Source organism: Deinococcus betulae (genome assembly GCF_020166395.1).
Classification (GTDB): Bacteria; Deinococcota; Deinococci; order Deinococcales; family Deinococcaceae; genus Deinococcus; species Deinococcus betulae.
This window is the reverse complement of the sequence record NZ_JAIQXU010000020.1, coordinates 1-18,353: the sequence shown is the minus strand read 5'-3', so window position 1 is coordinate 18,353 and position 18,353 is coordinate 1. Positions and strand designations below refer to the sequence as shown.

Annotated in this window: 22 protein-coding genes; 2 read left to right on the top strand and 20 right to left on the bottom strand. The window is 67.7% G+C overall.

Features of this window, described 5'->3' with window-relative positions; genetic code table 11:
- Nucleotides 1–368 precede the first annotated feature (368 nt).
- From K7W42_RS14885 to K7W42_RS14820, 14 genes are all read right to left on the bottom strand, one after another.
- Nucleotides 369–1,427: a hypothetical protein gene (locus K7W42_RS14885; protein WP_157459561.1), complete on the bottom strand. Its 1,059-nt coding sequence runs from the start codon at nt 1,425–1,427 to the stop codon at nt 369–371.
- A 99-nt stretch (nt 1,428–1,526) separates the two neighbouring features.
- On the bottom strand, nt 1,527–2,492 hold the full coding sequence (locus K7W42_RS14880; protein WP_157459562.1) for a ParB/RepB/Spo0J family partition protein: 966 nt from the start codon (nt 2,490–2,492) through the stop codon (nt 1,527–1,529).
- A complete protein-coding gene (locus tag K7W42_RS14875; RefSeq protein ID WP_157459563.1) occupies nt 2,489–3,517 on the bottom strand; it encodes an AAA family ATPase in 1,029 nt (342 codons plus the stop codon). The genes K7W42_RS14880 and K7W42_RS14875 overlap by 4 nt, the downstream gene beginning before the upstream one ends.
- Nucleotides 3,518–3,959: 442 nt before the next feature.
- Nucleotides 3,960–4,661 (bottom strand): N-6 DNA methylase, encoded by a 702-nt coding sequence (locus K7W42_RS14870; RefSeq protein ID WP_198170630.1) that lies wholly within the window; start codon nt 4,659–4,661, stop codon nt 3,960–3,962.
- An 85-nt stretch (nt 4,662–4,746) separates the two neighbouring features.
- Nucleotides 4,747–5,241: a hypothetical protein gene (locus K7W42_RS14865; protein WP_157459565.1), complete on the bottom strand. Its 495-nt coding sequence runs from the start codon at nt 5,239–5,241 to the stop codon at nt 4,747–4,749.
- A gap of 38 nt (nt 5,242–5,279) precedes the next feature.
- The gene (locus K7W42_RS14860; protein ID WP_157459566.1) at nt 5,280–5,579 is read right to left on the bottom strand and encodes a hypothetical protein; all 300 of its coding nucleotides are present in this window, start codon (nt 5,577–5,579) and stop codon (nt 5,280–5,282) included.
- A gap of 37 nt (nt 5,580–5,616) precedes the next feature.
- Nucleotides 5,617–5,790: a hypothetical protein gene (locus K7W42_RS14855; RefSeq protein WP_157459567.1), complete on the bottom strand. Its 174-nt coding sequence runs from the start codon at nt 5,788–5,790 to the stop codon at nt 5,617–5,619.
- The gene (locus tag K7W42_RS14850) at nt 5,787–6,995 is read right to left on the bottom strand and encodes a class I SAM-dependent methyltransferase (protein WP_157459568.1); all 1,209 of its coding nucleotides are present in this window, start codon (nt 6,993–6,995) and stop codon (nt 5,787–5,789) included. The genes K7W42_RS14855 and K7W42_RS14850 overlap by 4 nt, the downstream gene beginning before the upstream one ends.
- Before the next feature lie 48 nt (nt 6,996–7,043).
- The gene (locus tag K7W42_RS14845) at nt 7,044–7,454 is read right to left on the bottom strand and encodes a hypothetical protein (protein WP_157459569.1); all 411 of its coding nucleotides are present in this window, start codon (nt 7,452–7,454) and stop codon (nt 7,044–7,046) included.
- A gap of 81 nt (nt 7,455–7,535) precedes the next feature.
- Complete coding sequence (locus K7W42_RS14840; RefSeq protein WP_157459570.1) at nt 7,536–8,318, bottom strand: PRTRC system ThiF family protein; 783 nt, start codon at nt 8,316–8,318, stop codon at nt 7,536–7,538.
- On the bottom strand, nt 8,315–9,016 hold the full coding sequence (locus K7W42_RS14835) for a PRTRC system protein B (RefSeq protein WP_157459571.1): 702 nt from the start codon (nt 9,014–9,016) through the stop codon (nt 8,315–8,317). Before K7W42_RS14835 ends, K7W42_RS14840 begins: the two co-directional genes overlap by 4 nt.
- A gap of 81 nt (nt 9,017–9,097) precedes the next feature.
- Entirely contained in the window at nt 9,098–9,991 is an 894-nt protein-coding gene (locus K7W42_RS14830; RefSeq protein ID WP_157459572.1) for a hypothetical protein, read from the bottom strand.
- Nucleotides 9,988–10,176, bottom strand: a complete 189-nt coding sequence (locus K7W42_RS14825) for a hypothetical protein (protein WP_157459573.1) — start codon at nt 10,174–10,176, stop codon at nt 9,988–9,990. The genes K7W42_RS14830 and K7W42_RS14825 overlap by 4 nt, the downstream gene beginning before the upstream one ends.
- Entirely contained in the window at nt 10,173–11,153 is a 981-nt protein-coding gene (locus K7W42_RS14820) for a hypothetical protein (protein WP_157459574.1), read from the bottom strand. The genes K7W42_RS14825 and K7W42_RS14820 overlap by 4 nt, the downstream gene beginning before the upstream one ends.
- 150 nt (nt 11,154–11,303) lie before the next feature.
- Between K7W42_RS14820 and K7W42_RS14815 the strand changes: the two genes are divergently transcribed.
- Complete coding sequence (locus K7W42_RS14815) at nt 11,304–12,284, top strand: S1 family peptidase (RefSeq protein WP_157459575.1); 981 nt, start codon at nt 11,304–11,306, stop codon at nt 12,282–12,284.
- Nucleotides 12,285–12,415: 131 nt separating this feature from the next.
- On the opposite strand, the gene K7W42_RS14810 is transcribed toward K7W42_RS14815, so the two are convergent.
- The 6 genes from K7W42_RS14810 to K7W42_RS14785 form a co-directional block, all read right to left on the bottom strand.
- Nucleotides 12,416–13,378 carry a hypothetical protein gene (locus K7W42_RS14810; RefSeq protein ID WP_157459576.1) on the bottom strand — a complete coding sequence of 321 codons (963 nt, stop codon included), beginning with the start codon at nt 13,376–13,378 and terminating at the stop codon, nt 12,416–12,418.
- Nucleotides 13,375–14,346 carry a hypothetical protein gene (locus K7W42_RS14805; protein ID WP_157459577.1) on the bottom strand — a complete coding sequence of 324 codons (972 nt, stop codon included), beginning with the start codon at nt 14,344–14,346 and terminating at the stop codon, nt 13,375–13,377. The genes K7W42_RS14810 and K7W42_RS14805 overlap by 4 nt, the downstream gene beginning before the upstream one ends.
- Before the next feature lie 47 nt (nt 14,347–14,393).
- Nucleotides 14,394–14,609: a PRTRC system protein C gene (locus K7W42_RS14800; RefSeq protein ID WP_157459578.1), complete on the bottom strand. Its 216-nt coding sequence runs from the start codon at nt 14,607–14,609 to the stop codon at nt 14,394–14,396.
- Nucleotides 14,610–14,673: 64 nt separating this feature from the next.
- Nucleotides 14,674–15,858, bottom strand: a complete 1,185-nt coding sequence (locus K7W42_RS14795) for a PEGA domain-containing protein (RefSeq protein WP_157459579.1) — start codon at nt 15,856–15,858, stop codon at nt 14,674–14,676.
- Entirely contained in the window at nt 15,855–16,307 is a 453-nt protein-coding gene (locus K7W42_RS14790) for a hypothetical protein (protein WP_157459580.1), read from the bottom strand. The genes K7W42_RS14795 and K7W42_RS14790 overlap by 4 nt, the downstream gene beginning before the upstream one ends.
- 16 nt (nt 16,308–16,323) lie before the next feature.
- Complete coding sequence (locus K7W42_RS14785; protein ID WP_157459581.1) at nt 16,324–17,802, bottom strand: vWA domain-containing protein; 1,479 nt, start codon at nt 17,800–17,802, stop codon at nt 16,324–16,326.
- A gap of 85 nt (nt 17,803–17,887) precedes the next feature.
- Between K7W42_RS14785 and K7W42_RS14780 the strand changes: the two genes are divergently transcribed.
- Nucleotides 17,888–18,280: a hypothetical protein gene (locus K7W42_RS14780; RefSeq protein ID WP_157459582.1), complete on the top strand. Its 393-nt coding sequence runs from the start codon at nt 17,888–17,890 to the stop codon at nt 18,278–18,280.
- Nucleotides 18,281–18,353 lie beyond the last annotated feature (73 nt).

The following is an 18,353-nucleotide window of genomic DNA, read 5'->3' as shown; positions in this document are numbered from 1 at the left end:
TGGCCCAGCGGGCGGGTGAGAGGACTTGATCATAGACAACGCCTGCCTCTGCCGGGTGGGCAGGGGCAGGCGGACCAGGGGGCGCTACATAATTTCGGAGCCGATCCCCGGCGCGGCTGGGGGGGCCGACGACCGCTCAGCGGCGTGCTGGGCGGTCGCCTGGCTGGGGAACAGCAGCGTCAGGAGCAGGTGCCAGATGGACATGGTGGATTTCACCTCCTTGTGGCGCCACAGGGCGTGGCGTTCGGACTGTACTGGACCAGGTGGGCGGGCGAGGCGTCACTTGACCACGGGTGGCGGGTTGGTGGGTGCTGTCTGACCTTTTCGGCACAGTGTCTGTGTCGCCTTCTTGGCCGTCAGGCCCGCTGTCAGGGCTGGAGACGGGTGCCCTGTGCAGCAGGCTGGAGGGCTGGAAGCAGGGTCAGCTGGGGGGGCGTCGCCCGGGCCTGGACGTCAGGGAGCAGCGGCCCGATGAAGTCAGGGTCTCCCGGTTGGGGCACCCTGCTGACCTCTGGGGTGGCCACGGGCGTCTGTGTGACCGGCTGAACGGTGACCGCCTGGGCCTGGCGCCGGGTGTCCTGTACCTCGACCGTCTGTGGCGGCTGGGGGACCAGGACAGGCTGGTCGCGGATCTCCACGATCTGTGGCCTGGGCAGGGCCATCGGCGAGGCGGGTGGAGTCCAGGCCTGGAGCACCTGGGGCAGGGGCGTGAGGCCGTCCAGGAAGGCCAGGGTGAAGGTCTTGCTCCACTGCTTGGCCTTCACCCCCTGCCGGGCCTCGACCCGACCCTGCCCCGCCGCGACCGCTGTCTGCGTCCACTGGGCGCGTGTGCCGGACGGCAGCGCCACTACGCGGCCGTCCTGGTACCGCAGGCGCAGCTCCAGTTCACTTGGCGCGTCGCCGTTGAACAGGCGCAGGGTGGCGGGCCGCGCCAACGTGAAGGTGCCTGCCGGCCGCCAGCCCGAACCCTGGACCGTGGTGTTCACGCTCGTCGCCTGGACGGCCACGGGCCCGCTGATCCGCACGCCGGACGTGCGTTTGGCGAAGCTCGCTACGGTCATGCTGAGGGTGTAGCGGCCAGGGGTCAGCGGCCCGGAAAAGAGCGTGGTCTGGCCCAGCACCCCTGGGGCGAACATGCGGGTGAAGAGCACCGTGCCCTGCGCGTCACGCAGCACATAGCTGGTGTTGGGGGTGCCGGCGCGGTACTGCTCGTCCCCGATCACGCCGGGGCGCCGGGCGGCGTAGGCCGCGCCATTGAAACCGGGCTGGTCCACGGTGAGCGTCACCACGCCGGCCTGGTGGACTTGAAGTTCCAGTGTGGCCGCCCCGGCCTGGGGCCAGGCGGCGGCTTCCCCAATGGCGATCAGGCGGTGAAGAGGCGGAGGCGCGGCGGGCAGCAGGGGCAGCGCGAGCAGCAGGCTGAACATGCCGCCAGCCTGCCAGGATTCAGGTTCCCGCCAAGGAAAAGGGAGAAACCGCGTGGCCTCTCCCCTCCCCTGTTGATCTGCCCTCAGGTATGAGCCAGATCAAGAGGCCGGAGCTTCTCCCTTGCCGCGTCGACCCCGGCGCGGTGCGCGCGCCTCCTGTTGGGTGCTCAACAGCGTTTCCATCTGCTCGACCAGTTGGGCCAGCTGGTGCCGGGTTTCGGCGCTCAGGTCGCCGACCCGCCGCTCGGTCAAGGCGGTTTTCACGCGGTCCACCAGCATCTTGGCCTCGGAGGGGGCGTCCGTGGCCTGGAGGAGTTGCTTGACCTGATGACGCACCTCTTTTGCGGTCCAGCCTTCCCGAATGGTGGTGTCGAGCAAGGCGGCGCGCTCCTCATGCTCGCCCAGCGGCAACAGTTCAAAGGCGGCGGTGCTGGTCAGTCGGCCGGCCGCGACGGCCTCCAACTCGGCGTCGTTCAGGCTCAGGAACTTGACGTTGCGGGTGGCGAACGTGAGCAGGGTCCAGCCGCCCACCTGCTGAAGGGTCTCTTCCACGCGGTGCTCGTCGGCCTCTGTGCCGTTGCGCAGACGGTTGAGGTACGGCGGCAGGTCGCGCAGGGGATGCCCGGTGCGCTGGCTGAGCAACTCCAGCATGCCGAAGGTCTGATCGACCGGATTCATGGCCTCCCGCTGGAGGTTTTCAATCAAGGCGTATTCCAGCAGGTCCGCGTCGGCCACCTGTTCCACGATGGCTGGAACTCCACTGAGACCAGCCAGCTGGGCGGCGCGGAAGCGGCGCTCGCCCGCCACCAGCTCGTAACGGCCGTCGGCCGCCAGGCGCAGCAGCACCGGTTGCAAGACGCCCCGCTCCCGGATTGAGGCGGCCAGCGCCTGCAGGCCCTCGTCGGTGAAGGCCTGGTCCTTCGAGTAGCGGCCCCTGGGATTGTGCCGGTCCATGACCTGGATCTGTGCGCAGGGAATGACACGGGCCCGCTGGAGATCGAGGTTGCCCAGGACGGTCGCGGGCGCTGGGGTCCGCGCCGCCATGCTGGGCCGTCCACGGGTCATGCCACCACCGGCTCACCGATGTAGGCGAGCAACTCGTCCGTGATGCGGCGCAGATCCGCATTCACCGGGTCCTTGGGCCGGTACAGCGCCACCGGCAGGCGGGCGAGGCCCGCGTCATTGAACAGGGCCTTGCGGTGAGGGAGTGGACTGCTGGTGGGGGCAATCCCGGCGTACTGCGTGTGCAGGATGCGCTGCACGTCCTGGTCATGGAGCGTGTTCTTCTGGAAATGGGTGAGCAGGAACATGGCCACCCGCAGCGCGGGGTTGTGCCGCTGGGACTGACCGATGATTTCCGAGACGCTGTCGAAATTCTCCATGGCCTTCAGACTGCTGTTCACGGGGATGATGACGTGATCGCTGGCAATGAGGGCCGCGCGGGTGATCATGCCCCGGCTGGGCGGGGTGTCGATCAGGATGTAATCGTAGGTGTCGTAGCGGCGCAGCACCTGGCCGAGATGGGGCAGCAGGGCGTCGTCGCTGTACAGCAGGGCGTCCAGGCGAATCAAGTGCTGGTTGGAGGGGATCAGGTGCAGCTCCGGCACCGTAGGTGATGGGAGCGGCGCCGGCAGGGGCAGTTGGGGGTCCATGACACTCATGAACAGGGTGCTGGTGATGAGGTGGGCAGGAGACGCGGGGTCGTCGTGCAGCCCGAAGCGCTTGGTCAAGGAGGCCTGCGGATCGGTGTCGACCAGCAGCACCCGGTTGCGCTGCCCGGTGCGTGGATTGAGGCGCGTGCTGAGGTCGTAGCCCAGTTCCGCGACGCAAGTGGTCTTGCCCACCCCGCCGGACTGGTTGTGCGTGCCAATGATCTGCATAGGTCTCCCCTGCCCGGTGTGGGCCTCGGTCACATCGGCACGTCGCAGCCGCTGGAGATCATCCAGGTTGACGAGTGCGCCGATGGGCCGGCGGTAATGCGTGACGACCACGCGGGTGCCTTGCCCCAGCTGCTCCAGGAGCTCGGGGAAGCGGGACCGCAATTCGGCGCTGGTGACCTGTGTGGTTCCCGGCGCGGGCTTGGGCGGCATGTTCGGCAGCGTACTGAAATGTTTAAAACATTGTCAACTTTCTCCCAGGTTGGATTGGAGGACAAGCTCAGGAGTGTGTTGGGCGGACAGGCTGCCCTTTCCAGCTGAGTGTCGCTTCCTCGTCGGCGCATTTGGTATCTCTTCCGCATGGCCTAGAGAGGAGATGGTCCAGACCAGAGCGGTTAGAGAGTTGATCTCTAACCTCTTCGTCTCCGATCACCGCTGCTGAGCCCTGTCTTTGTGGATAGTGTTCTCCCCTTTCTCTGCACGATGCCCTGTGAACCTTGTGCGTCCTGTTGAGTTAGAGACTTCATCTCTAAGGCCTCAAAAGGATGCGCGCGTTTTCCTGTGGGCGACTCACCGTGTCCTGGTGCTTTGGGCACCCGCCGCGCTTTGAGAGGGCTAGAGACTTCATCTCTAACCGCCTTGCCAGGAGCAGCGTTCAGCTTGCCAGGCGTGTCGGAGGGGGCACGGTGACGCGGAGCATCGTCAGCAGGTCTCCACCCGACAGCTGCTCCAGCTGCGGCTCGCCACTGTAGGGGCGGGCGAAACGCCAGGCAGGTGTCTGGTGGGCGTGGAACACCTCGTTCGTCAGCGTGTTGCCGTGCCTCACGATGGCCGGAATGCCCGCGAGGCCCAGGTTGATTAGCGCCATATCGGCGGCCAGTGGGTTCAGATCAGTGGCCTGGACTTGAAGGTGCAGCCTACTGACGCCCAGCCCTTCCAGCGCTTCGGCAAAGCCGAGGACCAGGATGCCGCTTCCGCAGGCGGGCTCTGCGACCGTCAAGGTGCGGCCAGGCTCGGGTGGGTGCACGCTCATCCGGGCCATGAGCATGGCCACGGCGCTCGGGGTGTAGACCTCGCCCAGGCGCTGCCGGGTCGTGGGGCTGACGCGGGCCATGTACGTCTCGCCGAAGATGTCGTCAAAGGGGTTCCGCAGCTTGTGGCCCAGCACATCGCCAAAGGCCTCGCAGAGCGTCTCCAGTTCCGCACGGGGATAGCGCTGCACCGTGCGGCGGTACTCGTCTTCGCGCTCGCCGCAACTGCACACGCACGCGGCCATTCGAACGAAATCGCGGAACACGTCGCCGTGATGGTGTTCCAGGGCTTGGACCTTCTTCAGCCAGAGGGGGGTCTGGGTCATGGGGGCAACCTCCGCTTCATCCGCCGCGCCGCCCGGCGCGACCCTTAGAGAGTCCATCCCTTCCAGGGCGGCACTGGGGGGGGTTTTAGTCGTGGGTAGCCAGCACCCAGTCGCCATGCCCCGTGAGGTGCAGCAGGCGGTCCAGCAGATCGAAGGGCAGCGCACCGTCGCCCCGCTCTAGCACCAGGGGGTACCCGTGCCGGTTGCGAATCAGCAGATGGTCACTGCCCGGCCGCCCGTGGCGACCCGGCTGGGCCATCACCTGGGCGGAGTAGGCCCCAGGGAAGCGCGCCCGAATCTCATCACTGAGCTGGAGATAGGCCGCTTCGCACTGCGCCCGGGTCATGTCGGGCGGCAGGGCCAACTTGACCGGGTACTCACGGCCACCAGCTGGCTTGGGGGTGACAGGGGGCGCCCAGGCGGCGCGCGGCAGCGGCTCAGGTGCGGGGGCAGGTGGAGCGTCTAGCGGTGCGGGGGCCGGCGGGACAGAGACCGCCACAGGGGCCGCTGGGGGGGGCGTAGGCGTGTCCGGCACCGGGCGTTGCCACAGGGCGGGGTTGAACCGTTGCGGTGCGCTCATGGTGCCCCCTGCCGCGCGCGAAGCGCGCGACCCTTGCCCTATGGCATCAAAATGGCGTCCATCCGGAGGCGGTCGGCCATTGTGGTGGGCCGGCCATTGAAGGCCAGCAGCGTGGCTTCAATGTCGAGGGTGGTGGCGCGGGGGACCCGCCGCCAGCCGTCCGGGCCGCAGAGGAACGCCACGCGGCGCAGCTTGGCCTCGGCTGGGGTGGCCGTCAGGCCAGAGGCGACGTGGGTCACCGTGATGGTGTCGAGGCCGTCCGCGCCTGGCTCAGCCTGCAGGCGAAAGGCCCCGTGGATGATGTCCAGGCGGGTCAGGGGAGGCGTGATTGAGGTCATGCCTGCCCTCTGTGCGCCTGCGCGACCTCTGGAGTCCTCAGAGATCGGGGGCGACCTCGCGCAGCGCCTGGGCCAGGTGGTGGAAGACCTGCCGCTCCAACTCTGGATCTGAAGGCAGAGCAGGGGCCACTGCGTGCTGATCTGTCCCCTCTGCTTCCACCAGGTCACCAGGGCGCCCTTCCTCCGGTTGGCCGATTGGGCTGCCCTTCATAGAGGCAGCTGCGTAGCGCGCAGGCGAATCAAGCGCGTCTGAACCCCTGCACTGTGGCCGGTGGTGCAGACCCGGAAGGCGTCCGGGTCGTTCTGGATCACGTCCGCCTGGGAGGCCGTCAGCCAGTCTCGGAAGGCCTGGGCCTTCGTCTCGCGCCGGAAGAACGGACTCTCGCTGACCACCGCCACGAGGAGGCCGTCCGGCGCCAGCAGGGAAGCGGCGTGCCGGATGTGGTCAATATCCGCCAACTGCTCAAAAGGGGGATTCATCAGGATACGCTCCCAGCGGCCCCGGAGCGCCATCGAATCGTCACCCACCGGGGCATAGCCCTTGGCGCTCAAGATGTCGCGCAGCTGGCCTGACCGCTCACAGACGGTGACTTGCAGGGTAGGTTCGGCCGCCAGTGCGGCGTCGACCAGGTCGCCCTTGCCCGCCTGCGGCTCCAAAAGGGTCAGGCCAGGGTGGAGCTCGGCCCATCGCACCATCTGGGTGGCCAGCGCAGGTGGCGTGGGGAAGAAGCCCGGCAGCCGCACCCCGATCAAACCCCGCTCCAGGGCCGCGAGGTGCTGCCGCTGGGCGGTGACTGGGTTCAGGCGGCCTTGACTCAGGTCATGCAGGCATTCGGCGGCCAGCACTAAATGCGCGGGCGTGGTCAGCCCCGCGTCGGTGACCTGACGCCAGGTCACCAGGGTTGGCAGCAGGCACGGTTGATGGGGCGGAAGCCCGGCGAAGGGGTCGGTCAGCCCATCCACCAGGGCGAGCAGCTCTGGAATGAGGGACAGCGGTACCGCGCGCCGCCACCCGTACTGGGTGGGCTGCGCCTCGATGTCGTGCAGGACTTCTTCACCTGGGCACTGCGCCTGGAGCGCGGCCAGCTCCTCGTTGGACACCAGGACCTCCAGCAGGTCGGCGGCCAGGTCCGGGCGGCGGCTGATCAGGCGCTCGATGAGGGGCGGGGCGGTGACGCCGTGCAGACCCTCGGGCAGGGTGCCTTGTTCCAGCCCCTGGGCGACGGCGAGATACGCGCCTTGCAGGAGCCGGAGTTTCCGGGCATCGGCGGCCACACTGTCGGCTTCGGCGGCGCGCCGGCGGGTCATGTTCTGGCCCACGTACCGGGGTTCTTCCTTGCGGGCGGCGCGGGTTTCTAGGCCAGCGGCGCGGCGGCGCAGCAGGGCGGCGGCTTTCTCGGGGGCGTGTTGAGTCATGTGAAACCTCCGCCACTTCCCCTGCGGCCCCGCGGGCCGCGCCCTCTGCTACTGGCCGTGCTTGAGGTTGGCCTGGAGCAAGGGCAGGTGGGTGTCGAGCAGCTGCATGGCGTGCACGCGGCACTGGGACATGGCGCGCAGGGTGGTGCCCCACAGCCGCGCGTCCTCCCAGATCAGGAGGGGCAGCCGCCAGACCAGTTCGGTGTGGCGCTGCCGGTCTTCTAAGTCGAAGGTCACCTGCACCGCCAAGATGGGCGTGAGGGCTGTGGTGCTGGTCAGGTAGGGCAGTGGATGGTCCCAAGCATCGGTGGCCGCGCCGCGCAAGGGCGTGACGGTGAAGTCGAGGTGCGCGCAGCTCGACAGGTGGTGGGCCGCCTCCTCGGCGAGGGCCTTGGACGGGCTGACGGCCAGGGGGCCGCTGGGGGTGCCGAGCACCCAGGCAGAAGGCAGGACAGTCATGGATGACCTCACGGTGGCTGGAATCTGGTTCCCGCCAGAGCAGGGGAGAGGCCAGGCGGCCTCTCCAGTGATTGGCCGAGGTCAACTTGCTTCAGCGAGTGCCTCAGCGGTGGGCGCCCGCACGGGCATGACCACGTGGCTGCTGGCGTCTAGGAACACCCCCGTGACATCGAGCCGGCGGTCGAGCAGGACCCGCCACAGGATGTTCAGGGCGTGCTGGGCGAGCAGGGCGTTCAGGAAGAGGTCCTGGCGCTTCAGACTCTCCAGGGCGCTGCACGAGGGCTGGTCGTCCTCCGGCAGGCGGGTATTGACCAGCTCGGGGTACAGTTCGCTGGCGATGGGCAGACGCCCCGCGCGCCGGGAGCGCCAGTTGCGGTTGTTGCAGGGCTCGCCCAGGACCACCTGGCCCCCGAAGCGGCCATCGGGAAAGCGGGCGTTGCCGATGTCGAGCCAGAAGCGGGTGTGGTCACAGGGACCCGACGTGACCAGGCGCCGGATCTCGGCGCGCCCGGCCCGCGAATCGACGCACCCGATGACGACCTCCCATTTGCGGTGATTGGGTCCCTCGGCGAAGGTGCGGGGCACCGAGCGCCACTGGAGGCCGTGCGCGCGGTTGATGCGGGTGATCAGGACCTCGCTTTTGACCCGGCCGACGTCGCTGGGGTAGAAGCGCTGGCGCACGACGTTGTGACTCTCCACGGTGTCGGGGTCGTAGGCCACCACGTCGAGGCCTGCGCCGCCCAGGGCCAGCAGGGCGTGGTGCAGGTGGGTGAGGCCCGACAGGACATGGCTGCCGGTACCGCCGCAGCCGACGACCGCGATGCGGAGGGGGGTCTTGAGGTTGGGCAGGTAGCGTCGGGTCATCCGAGGGCCTCCTTGAGGGTGGTGCCGGTGGCCACCAGCCAGGCTGGGTCAAAGCGGCCCGCCTGAGCGGCCGCCTGCCACAGTTCCGCGTGCGAGCCCCCGAAGCGGGTGATCTTCCGGGTACCGGAGGCGTGGTGGGTGAAGTTCGAGCCGAAGAAGGCCTGTTCCCACTCGGCGGTGCGGGTGGCGTCCACATGCCCGGGGTAAGGCGTGCTGCCCTTGCAGACCCCGTGGCCCGTGAAGATGTTGAAGTAAGGGGCGGCCATCAGCGGCGTGTCGGGGCCTGGCCGTTCATCTTCAGCCAGGGCGTAGACCGAGAGGTGGCCCTGGCGGGCGATGAACAGCAGGGGCGGCTGGGGGAAGACCTGACCGCTGAGGGCGTTGACCGCTTCGTCGGTGTGGCTGAGGAAGAAGAGGGCGCGGGGTTGGGCGGGGACCCACCAGGCGACCGCCAGGGCGCTGGCGGCCACCGCGTGCGCGGGCACAAATTGCAGGGCGGTGGCCCCGAGCTGGCTGAGCAGGTCGACGACGTCGCCGCTGGTGAGGGGATGGGCTTCGGCCACGTGGAACTCGGTGCCCTGGCGGTAGGCGGGGTGGGCTTCGGCGATGGTGTGCCCGGACTGCCGGTCGCGGTAGACCAGGATGGCGCTGTGGGGCTGGTAGTCGCGGCCGGCATCAATCTGGATATCAACGTGCATGAGGTCCTCCTGCCGGGCCCCTGCGCCCTGAAGGGGCGCGACCTACAGGTCTTGAAACTGCGTGAGCAGAAGAGGCGCGACCTATAAGTCTTGGAACTGCGTGAGCAGGTCGTCGGTGGTCCGGAACAGCTCATGGGCCGACCGGACGTAGGTGGTGAAGACGCGCAGGGGGTGCCCTTCCACGGCCACGCTGAGGGTGGGGGAGAGGGGGCGGCCGTACTCCACGAATTCGCTGGCCAGCTCCAGGGTCAGGTCTTCGTCGCCGTCCAGGGCCAGGATCACCTGGGGCAGGGGCCGGTGGGGGGGACTGAAGCGGGCCGGCACCCGGCGGTCGAGGGCCTTGAGGGTGGTCAGCCCCTCTACGATGCGGCGGTGCAGGGGCGACGGGGCCTGTGCAGCCAGGGTGGGGAGACTGAGCACCTGGGCGTCGGGGTCCAGGCGCAACTGGCGGGCGACGGCCCAGGGGTGCAGGAGGCTGTGGGTCTCGGCCCAGGCCTCGACCTCGGTGTCACTCAAGCTGCTCGGCGCGACCTGAAGCTCTGCAGCGCAGTTCTGCCGGAAACTGGCGACGTCGCCCCAGTGGCGCAAGTAGTGGTGCCAGGTGTCGTACGGCGTCCAGACCGCCTGGGCGAGCCAGCTGGTGACACTGAGATGGGCCAGGGCGCTGTGCAGCCAGGGCAGGGGTGTGGCGGCCTGCATGGCCTGAGAGATGGTGCGGAAGTCCAGCGGGGCTTCGTAGGTCACCGTCAAGGTGGCGTGCACAGCGCCCATGGAGAGGTGTAGCCGGGGACAGGCCGCGGCCGGGAACCGGGATGTCAGGCGGCGCTGGAGCGCCGCTTCCAGAAAGGTGGGCAGGGTGTCACCCGGCTCGGGCTGGCCGGGCAGGAGGCCGCGCCGGGCCAGCAGCCGCAAGGCGTCCCGTTGGACGGCGGGCAGGTCGCTCCGCCACTGGGGCACGGCGCCGTGCAATTTCATGGCAGCAGCTCGGCGTCCTCGGCCAGGGGGCGGTGCAGAGGTGGCCCGGCATGGGTGAGGTTCCCCACCGCTTTGGCGAGGTGCTGGTGTTGAGGCGAGCGGTCTTCAGTCAGGAGCTTGGCTCCGGCTTCCTGAGGATTGGCGGGGGCGGAGCGGAGCCAGCGGAGCAGTTCAGCTTGGGTCATGAAGGCCTCCAGGTAAGTTGGGTGACGACCGCCTGGGCCGCGCGGGCCACGCGCGGCGCGACCCTGATGTACGTGAGCAGGCGCTCGGCGGCGGCCAGGCTGTTCAGGTGCACCGCCCAGTGCGGGGCGAAGCTGGTGTTGATGCCCTGATCGCCCAGTTCGGACAGGGCGTGCTCGACTGTGCACAAGGCCTCATCACCGGGGTTGCTGAGTGCCAGCAGGGTGGTGGCGCCGACCACGGTCGCAGAGGTGTGCGGCCCCGCTTCGGCCGCCTCCCGGTCGGCCCAGGTCATGGTGGGCAGCTGCGCGTCCAGCGCCACCAGGGTCTGCAGCGGCCGCAGGACCCGGCCCAGATGGGCGTGGTCCTGGCCCAGCCGCATGAGGGCCGCCAGGCTGAGGGGTTCAGGCGCGCAGTAGGGCCGCAGGGTCTGGGCGGTGGCGCGGGGCGAAGTAACCCCTTCGTCGGCCAGGCCCGCTTCCAGGTCGTCCACGTCTTCACCTTCCAGGCCGTAATCCCAGGCGACCTGCCGCACGGCGTCGGCCTGGCCGTGCACGGTCCAGAGGTCGGCCATGGGGTGCAGGTAGTGCAGGGCGTCTTCGGGGGTGAAGATGGGCCACACCCGCATGGACGCCGCGTTGAGGTGGTGCAGCACGCTGCCCAGGGTGTCGGGCGGGAGACCAGCGTACAGGTCGGGCAGGTGGCCGATGTGGCGTTTGCGCACGCCGTAGGTGTCGCGCTCAAAACTGACCGAGAGGGTGTCGGCGGCCGAGTCGGCGCGGTAGACGCGGCAGGTGCAGTCCAGCGGGACCAGGGGCATGAGGCTGGGACGCAGGAGCCCAGTCACCGCCCAGCCGGCAGGCGTGTCGCCGGGCTGGGGCGCGCTCGCGGGGGCCCCCGCCTGAAGGAGATGGTCGATGCCGCACAGAGGCACCGGGCGGGGAGTGGTGAACCTGGAGGCGGCCTGGTGAATCTGCATGCGGGCCGGCTGCCCGCCCCGCAGGGCGGGCGACCCCTATCGAAAGCGGTGTAAGTCCAAGGTGGATTGAGGACCTGCGTGGATCCACGCCCGTGCTTTAGGGCGCCAAACGACGGAGGAGAGCTGGTCTGTACCAATAGAATCTGAACTGTGCCAAAGCCCAAAAAAACTAAGGCGGTTTTGAAGGCTGCCAGGAAACGCAAGGTGGAGAAGGCAAGGAAAAGAATGCTGACCCGTCCTGTGAATGTTCCTGCTGCCCTTGACGCCCCTGAAACGCACTGGGTTGTACCTTTAATTGCTACAGATAATGAAACCCAGAAGCGTCATGCTGTGGGTACTGCTTTTTTCATTGCTCCTGATATATTATTAACTGCTTGGCATAATATTCCGTCACTTATTGCAAAAATTGTAGATAACCCTGATGTTGAACGAGATTCCTTTAAGTGGCCCGAATCAGAAAACTTAGACTTTATGACCATTTCTGTATTACAATTTATCAAAGGTGGTTATGGCTTGCGGCGTAACGTGCGGCAGATACACCGATCAAGCTTCAGTAATGACATAGCCATATTACGCGTCTGGCGTGATGAAGATGTGCCAGTAACTACTCCCATTGAGTTTGCTTCACTGGAAGCCAACCCGCCTTCTATCAATGAGAGAATGAGAGCATTTGGTTATGCTGCTTCTTTGGCTCATGACGGCTTGACTGAAGGTTTGTTTGTGCTTGCTCATGATCCAAGAGAGGCCTGCGGTAACGTAAAAGAAGTCAACGAGCAAGGCTTTGGTTCGTTGCGTCCCTTTCCATACTTCGATGTGGAAGCCGATTTTATGCCAGGAATGAGCGGCGGTCCTGTGCGTAATCCTCAAGGTCGTGTCTGTGGAGTTGTGTCAAGGGGCATGGGCGGTACTCCACCAAGAAGTTATGCAGCCTGTATCTGGCCCATTTTGGGAGAGCAGATTCAATGGGAAGATTTTAACGGTGGAGATCCTTTCATCCTTATGGATCTAGTACGAAAGAATATGCCCGGTCAAGATCACCCATACGTAAGAATGGCAAATTTTCAAAATTACCAAGTAGTAATAGATGAAGAAACCCAATCTCCTGTGCAAGTGCGCAGGAAATTGGATTGATGATCTGCTGATCTTTGCATAGTCCATTGAGGACGCGATAGGTCAAGGGGGATTGAAGGGTTGTGCGAATTTAACACTGCGAGTCAGGGCGCCAGATGATAGACCAGAGCTGGTCTCCACTCGTCTGGTCTTTAATAGACGTGGTGCAGGGTACGGAGGGCCCGGCGCACATGACGGGTGAGCCCCGGGGCGACCCGCAGAAATGCCAGTGCACTGGCCCGGTGGTCGGGCTCGGTCAGGTCCCAGGCATGCAGGGGACGAGTCCCACATTCGTTGGTCTGGTCTTGCCACTCGTGCAGGGCGTGGGCGCACCAGCTGACGTCCGTCGGTGTGGCTGCCGGATCGAGCAGGGCGGCGACCGGGTCTTCACCGTCGACGCTGCAGGGGGCGTGCAGGAGATCGGGCCAGTGGTCCGGCGTGATGAGTGGCCACCGGCCCAAGAGGGTGTCGCCCTCCATCAGGTCACGGATGAGGGCGACCGCCGCGTGGTCCAGGGCGCGCGCCTGATCGGCCAGGTCTCTCAGGGCGACGGTGTGGCCCAGGAACGGCCCGAATTCCCGCAGCAGGGCGCGCGGCGTGGGCTTTCCGGCGCCTTCCAGGAGGGTCTGGGTGTCGTCCAGGGTGGTGAACGCCAGGCCATGCCAATCGGCCAGGCCTTCGACGATCTCTGGATGTTCCGCAGGGGCGCTGACGTTGCCGTACATGCCGAGCAGCTGGTCGCCTGCCGTGAGGGGCGAGAGCAGGGGGAAGACAGGCCGGGCGACGCGGTGCAGGTGCGGCAGCACCCCGGCCAGGAAGGGGGCGCCCCAGCGCTGGACCGCGCCCGCCAGCCGCACGGTTTCTGGCCCTTTCGAATCGTCGGCCATCACGTAGGCCGCCAGGCCGCCGTCGTGCCGCAGGAGGCCCAGGCTCAGAGGGAGTTTGAGGGCGTGCACTTCGGGCAGGATTTCCGCTCGGATGTAGGCGTCCGGGGTGTCTTGGGGCGTGGGCGGGCGCTTGACGGGCACGCCTCCCTCAAGACACAGCGCCCCCAGCTCCCGGAGGTGGCTGGTGCCGCCAAGTTGAAGGTGAGCCGGGGCGGCATGCAGCCTCACGTGGCCTTCCTCAGCCGGCTCAGGTCGGTCAGCCACTGGCGCAGGCCGCGCTGAAGGTCGGGGACTGCCTGGAGGTACTGGTCCAGGCGGTCCAGATCGGCACTGTCTGCCAGCAGAAAAGTGCGGACGGGCACACAGTCGCCTTCGAAGTACCCCAGTTCTCCCTGCATCTCGCGGGTAAAGCTGAGGCGCGGGGTGGCCGTGGGAAAGGGGTCGACCAGCAGGCTCTCGCGGAAGTATGGCCAGAGAGGCTCACAGGACGCTTCGCACTCGGCGTCGGTGTATGGGGGCAGGGCTTTGACCTGCGCTTCAAGTCGGCAGAGCTGGTCGTGAAGCGCCTGCACGTCGGTCGGCAAGGTCACGCCGGGCATCTCGGGGCTCAGGTGCAGGTCGAACGCGGGCACCAGGCGCTGCACGTCGTCGAACGTTCGCAGGCCTTTCTGGCGGGCCAGGGCGAGGGCCTCCTCGCGCGGCAGGTCCGGGGGCGCGTCCCATATACCGAAGTCCGTGATGTTGTCCGCAAAGTCGTCGTCGGATTCTGCCCCGCACAGGTGGTTTTGCGAGTACAGACCGAGGGCCTCCGTGGGGGTGAACAGGGGCAGGCCATGGAGACCCACCAAGGACGCGCGCCGCAGGAAGGCGGGCAAGACCTGCGGGTGAATGCGGTGAAGCCGCTTGCGGACGGGGCCCAGCGACAGGGCGGTGAACGTCTGCTGAGGGTCGTAATGGAGCTGGAGGCGCAGGGTGGACTGGCCGCCGTGGTCGTAGAGATCCAGCACGGCTTCCAACTCGTAGGGGAGCGCGCGCAGCGAGGCCTGGACCGCCGACAGCACGTACTCCAGAACGGTGGTGGTCGTGCCCATCAGATCGCGCTGCGCAAGGGCGGCCGCCAATGGCCGGACGTTCAGGCTCAGCGCTTCGCGCGACAGGTGGGTGTGGACGGTGGCCGGCGCGGCGTGAACAAGCATGCAAACCTCGAAAGGGAGAAGGGCCTGAGACACTCAGGCCCAGTGCGTCAGCCCTTGGTGCCCACGGCCCGGCGAAACCGGTAGGTGTGCACGGCCCCGCTCACTTCAGGGCCTTCAATGGTGGCGTTGGTCAAGGACGGCGTCTGCACGGCCAGCAGCTTGCGCACGTCGTCGGGGCTGCCGCTCGGCATGGGGTCGGCGACGGGGGTGCCGCCGTTGAGATCGTCATACACGAATTGGCGTTTGATGGCTTGCGCTTCCATGGTGGTCCTCCTGAAGGAACGAATGTGGCTGGGCATGCTGGAGGGGCCGCGCCCCTCCGACGCCTCACGTGAACAGACTGGGTGGCAGCGCCTCCAGGGCGGCGGTGACGGTCACCACGCCACCTTTGACGGAACCGTGCCAGGTGTAGGGCTTCTTGCCTTCAGCTTCGACCATCACCTTGTAGCTGCCCTCGGGCAGGGGGCCGGCCGGGTTGACGGGCTGTCCCGCCGCGTCGAATACGGTGGTGACGGCTCCCTCGGGCGCCTGCACGTCCAGGCGGCCGCCCAGGGTGAAGGTCAGCTCGGCCGACTTGCCGCGTTCGACCCGCACGGTCTGCTTGACGGTTTTGAAGCCGGGCGCCGAGACTTCCACGCTGTACTTGCCCGCATCCAGGTCCTGGGTTCCGAGGGTCAGCGGCGCATGGTGCCCGGCGAGCAGCCCTTTCACGGTGGCGTCCGGTACATCCGCCGTAATCTTCAGGCTGCCTTTGTTGCGCGTGGCCGCGCTGCTGGCGGGCTTGGCGGGAGCGGCAGCGGGCGCCGGGGGAGCCTTCTGGGCGGCTGTGCGCTGCTGCTGGGCCTGGGCGCGCAGCCCGCCCTGAACGGCAGGACGGTAATCCCGCAGCGAGTGCAGGAACTCTGCTGAATCGAACTCCGCCACCGTGCCGGTGAGGGTCAGTTCAGGCAGGGCTGGGAGGTTGAGGGGTTTGACCTGGGCGGTCAGCTGCCCGTCCGCGTGCAGGCTGAGCGTGAACGCCAGGGCACTGCCCGGCGCCATCAGGCTGGCGAGGTGCCCGAACACCTCACCGGTCGGCTCCGGCAGCTCCACGTCCGCCGCAGCAGGAAGAGGCGTCTCCGTAGGCTCCTCCACCGGCAGGGCTGGGGGTTCGGGGCTTTCATCCAGCTCTTCCTGGGTGTCATCTTCGCCAGGCTCGTCCTCGTCGGCCTCCGGTTCGGCGGGAGGCGTGGGCACCGCCAGTGGTGTGAGCACCACTGCGGCGTCCTGTGCGGGCAGAGCCGCTGGGGGCAGGGCGGGGGCGGCCACGGGGACCGGCACAGGCGTGGTCGTGATCTCTGGTGAGGTCATGACAGCCGTGGTCGGGGCCGCCACGGGTTCTGGCGGCGCGGCGGGGGCTATCGGCGCGGGCACCGGCACAGGGGCTGACAGGACCGGCGCGGGCGCCACCGGGGCGGGAGTGGCCTTGAAGAAGTTCCCGAAATTGCTCTTGGACACGTTCATGTGCGTCATTTCGACCTCCACGTTCCCTGTGCGCCCGCAGGGCGCGCCACCTGAATCAGGGCGATGTTGGCGTCTGCGTGGCGCTGCCGCCCGGCACGGTCTCGCCGGGCGAACGCGTGCCCGCGGCCGACCTGGCGGGCCTGCGGGCCGGTGGGCCGACGTTTGGGGCTCAGGCCCCGCAGGGGGTGCAGCGCGGTGTGCAGCAGGCCGCGCGCGGGGGAGTACACCAGGAGCAGGGTGACGCCGCGCCAGCGCAGCCGCAGAATCTGCCGGTTCTGGTGGTCACGGCGCAGCACCTGGTAGGGAATGCGGCGCTGGGTGATCAGGCGGCACAGGCGCATGTACTCCGCGCCGGTGAGCCGCAGACCGTGGTAGTCCGTCAGGCGGGCGTTGACGTGCCGCAGTCGGCTCAGAACGTCGGCGTCCAGGTGGTCGTGCCTAAGTACAGATGGCTGCATACATCCTCCAAAGGGGTCAGCGCCGCAGGGCGCGGAGTCGGGCGCGGATCACCGGCGCCAGTTGGGTGTGGTCGTGGGCGGCCAGCAGCACGCCGAAGGTGCGCCGCCACTGCTCAAGCAATTCCGGTTCTGTCGCGTCGCCGATCAGCACCGGCAGGACCGTGACGTCTGGATGTCCCCGGATGAGTCGCCCGCAGGCCTGCATGTCGGACGGTTCCAGGCCACCGTCACAGATGACGATGTGGACGTGTTGATCGCCGGGAAACCGCGGCGTGCTCAGCGCCTGCTTCAAGGCGGGCGCCAGCAGGGTCGAGCCCCGGGCAGAGAGCTGGCCCACCTGGGTCATGGCCTGCTCGGGCCGGCACCGCAGAGTCACGACGTCCTCGACCTGGTCATCGAAGGCCAGCACCCGCGTGGGCACCTGCGCGAGCTGCGCGGCCCGCACGCCCATGCGCAGCGCCTGCACCGCACTCTGCATGCGGCCCTCATGGTCCATGCTGCCGCTGCGGTCCACAATCCAGGTGACCTGCACGGTGCGGGCCTGCTCCGGCACCTCCTTCTGCCGGAAGAGCCGCTGGCGACCTTCGAGATAGCGGTGAAAGTCCAGATGGCCCCTCGAGTCGTGGGCGCGGCTCCGGGCGAGTTTCGTCTGCTCGCGCAGCACGCTGGCCAGGACGCGGGCCGGGCCTTCAATATCGGCCTGGACCGTGGAAGCAGGGGGCGCAGGCGGGGCGGGGTCCGCGGGTGCCCCGGCTGGGCCTGCACCGGGGGGGCCACCCGCGCCGCTGGGCTCAGCCGACTGATCGCCCGCGCCATCGGCACGCAGGATCAGGGGAAATGGCTGCTCGTCGGCGTCCTCGGCCTTGCTCAGCAGCCCCAGGATGCAGCGGGAAATCCAGACCACGCGGTCGCTGTCTGGCGCGGTCCACGCCGCCTGAACCAGCGGCCAGACGTCGGCCCACTCGTCAGGCTGGGCGGGGTGCCACTTGGGCTCCGGCCGGTCGTGTTCGAAGCGCATGGCCAGGCACCCTTCCAGTGAAGAGCCGGTCCAGTCCCTGGACACCTTTTCAGCCAGCGTGTCGCCCAGGAAGGCAAAGGCCGCCTCCAGCTCGGGGTACCGCAGCGCCATGAGCCGCTCCATGCGCTCGTCTTCCAGCGCGTTCCACAGCTGCCCCAAGAGGGCGGCCGGTTTGTCGAGGCTGAACTGGACGTGCCCGGCCTCATGGGCCATGAGGCCCCGGATGAGCAGGGCGCGCACCCCTAACTCGTCATCCGGCTCGTGGCGCACGGTGCCAGGTGGGGCGGTGGGCAGCAGCTCCGGACTGAGGTAGACCACCTGGTGCTGCGGATCGACGGCCGCCGTGCCGTACTGCGTGGTCATCATCACGGCGTAGGTGCTGCGGCGGCTGTAGAAGCGGAACAGATCGTTGACGAAGCTTCGCCACCGGCTCTGCTGGGGCCAGGGCAGGGAACTGGAACTCTGGGGTACACGCATGACGCCTCCTGATGGCCCCCTGCTGCGCCGGCCCCGACCGGCGCGCCCCTGCTGGCGGCAACCAGAGGCCCCCTAGCCTGAAGGGATGCAGAACTTCTTCACGCAGGCCTGGCAGGACGCCGCGTTTCGCGTCCTGGGTGTGATCGGTCTGGCGGGCCTCTCCGTCAGTTACATCTGGGAAGTGGCCGTCCTGGCCCCGCTGGGCGCGCCGGTTGGTCGCCTGGTGCTGGATCTCCTGATCAGCTTGAGCGCCTTGGCGTACTTCTGGCGCGCGGGAAAGTCCTTTCAGCGGCACTCGGAGCACACCGTGCCTGCCCTGCTGGCGGCAGGGGTGGGTGGGCTGGCCCTGACAGCCGAGCTTCTTCAGGTCAGCGTGCCCGTGGTGCCAGCGGTTCTGGCCCGGCTGCTGGGCTTGGTGGGGCTGTGGGTGTTGATCGCCTTACAGGTGCCGGACCGCGCGCCCGGCACCCGCGCTTAGACCAGGGGCAGCGCCTGGGCGTCCACCACCCGGCGCAGATCGGCGAGGGCCGACGGATCCAGGCGGCCGCCTG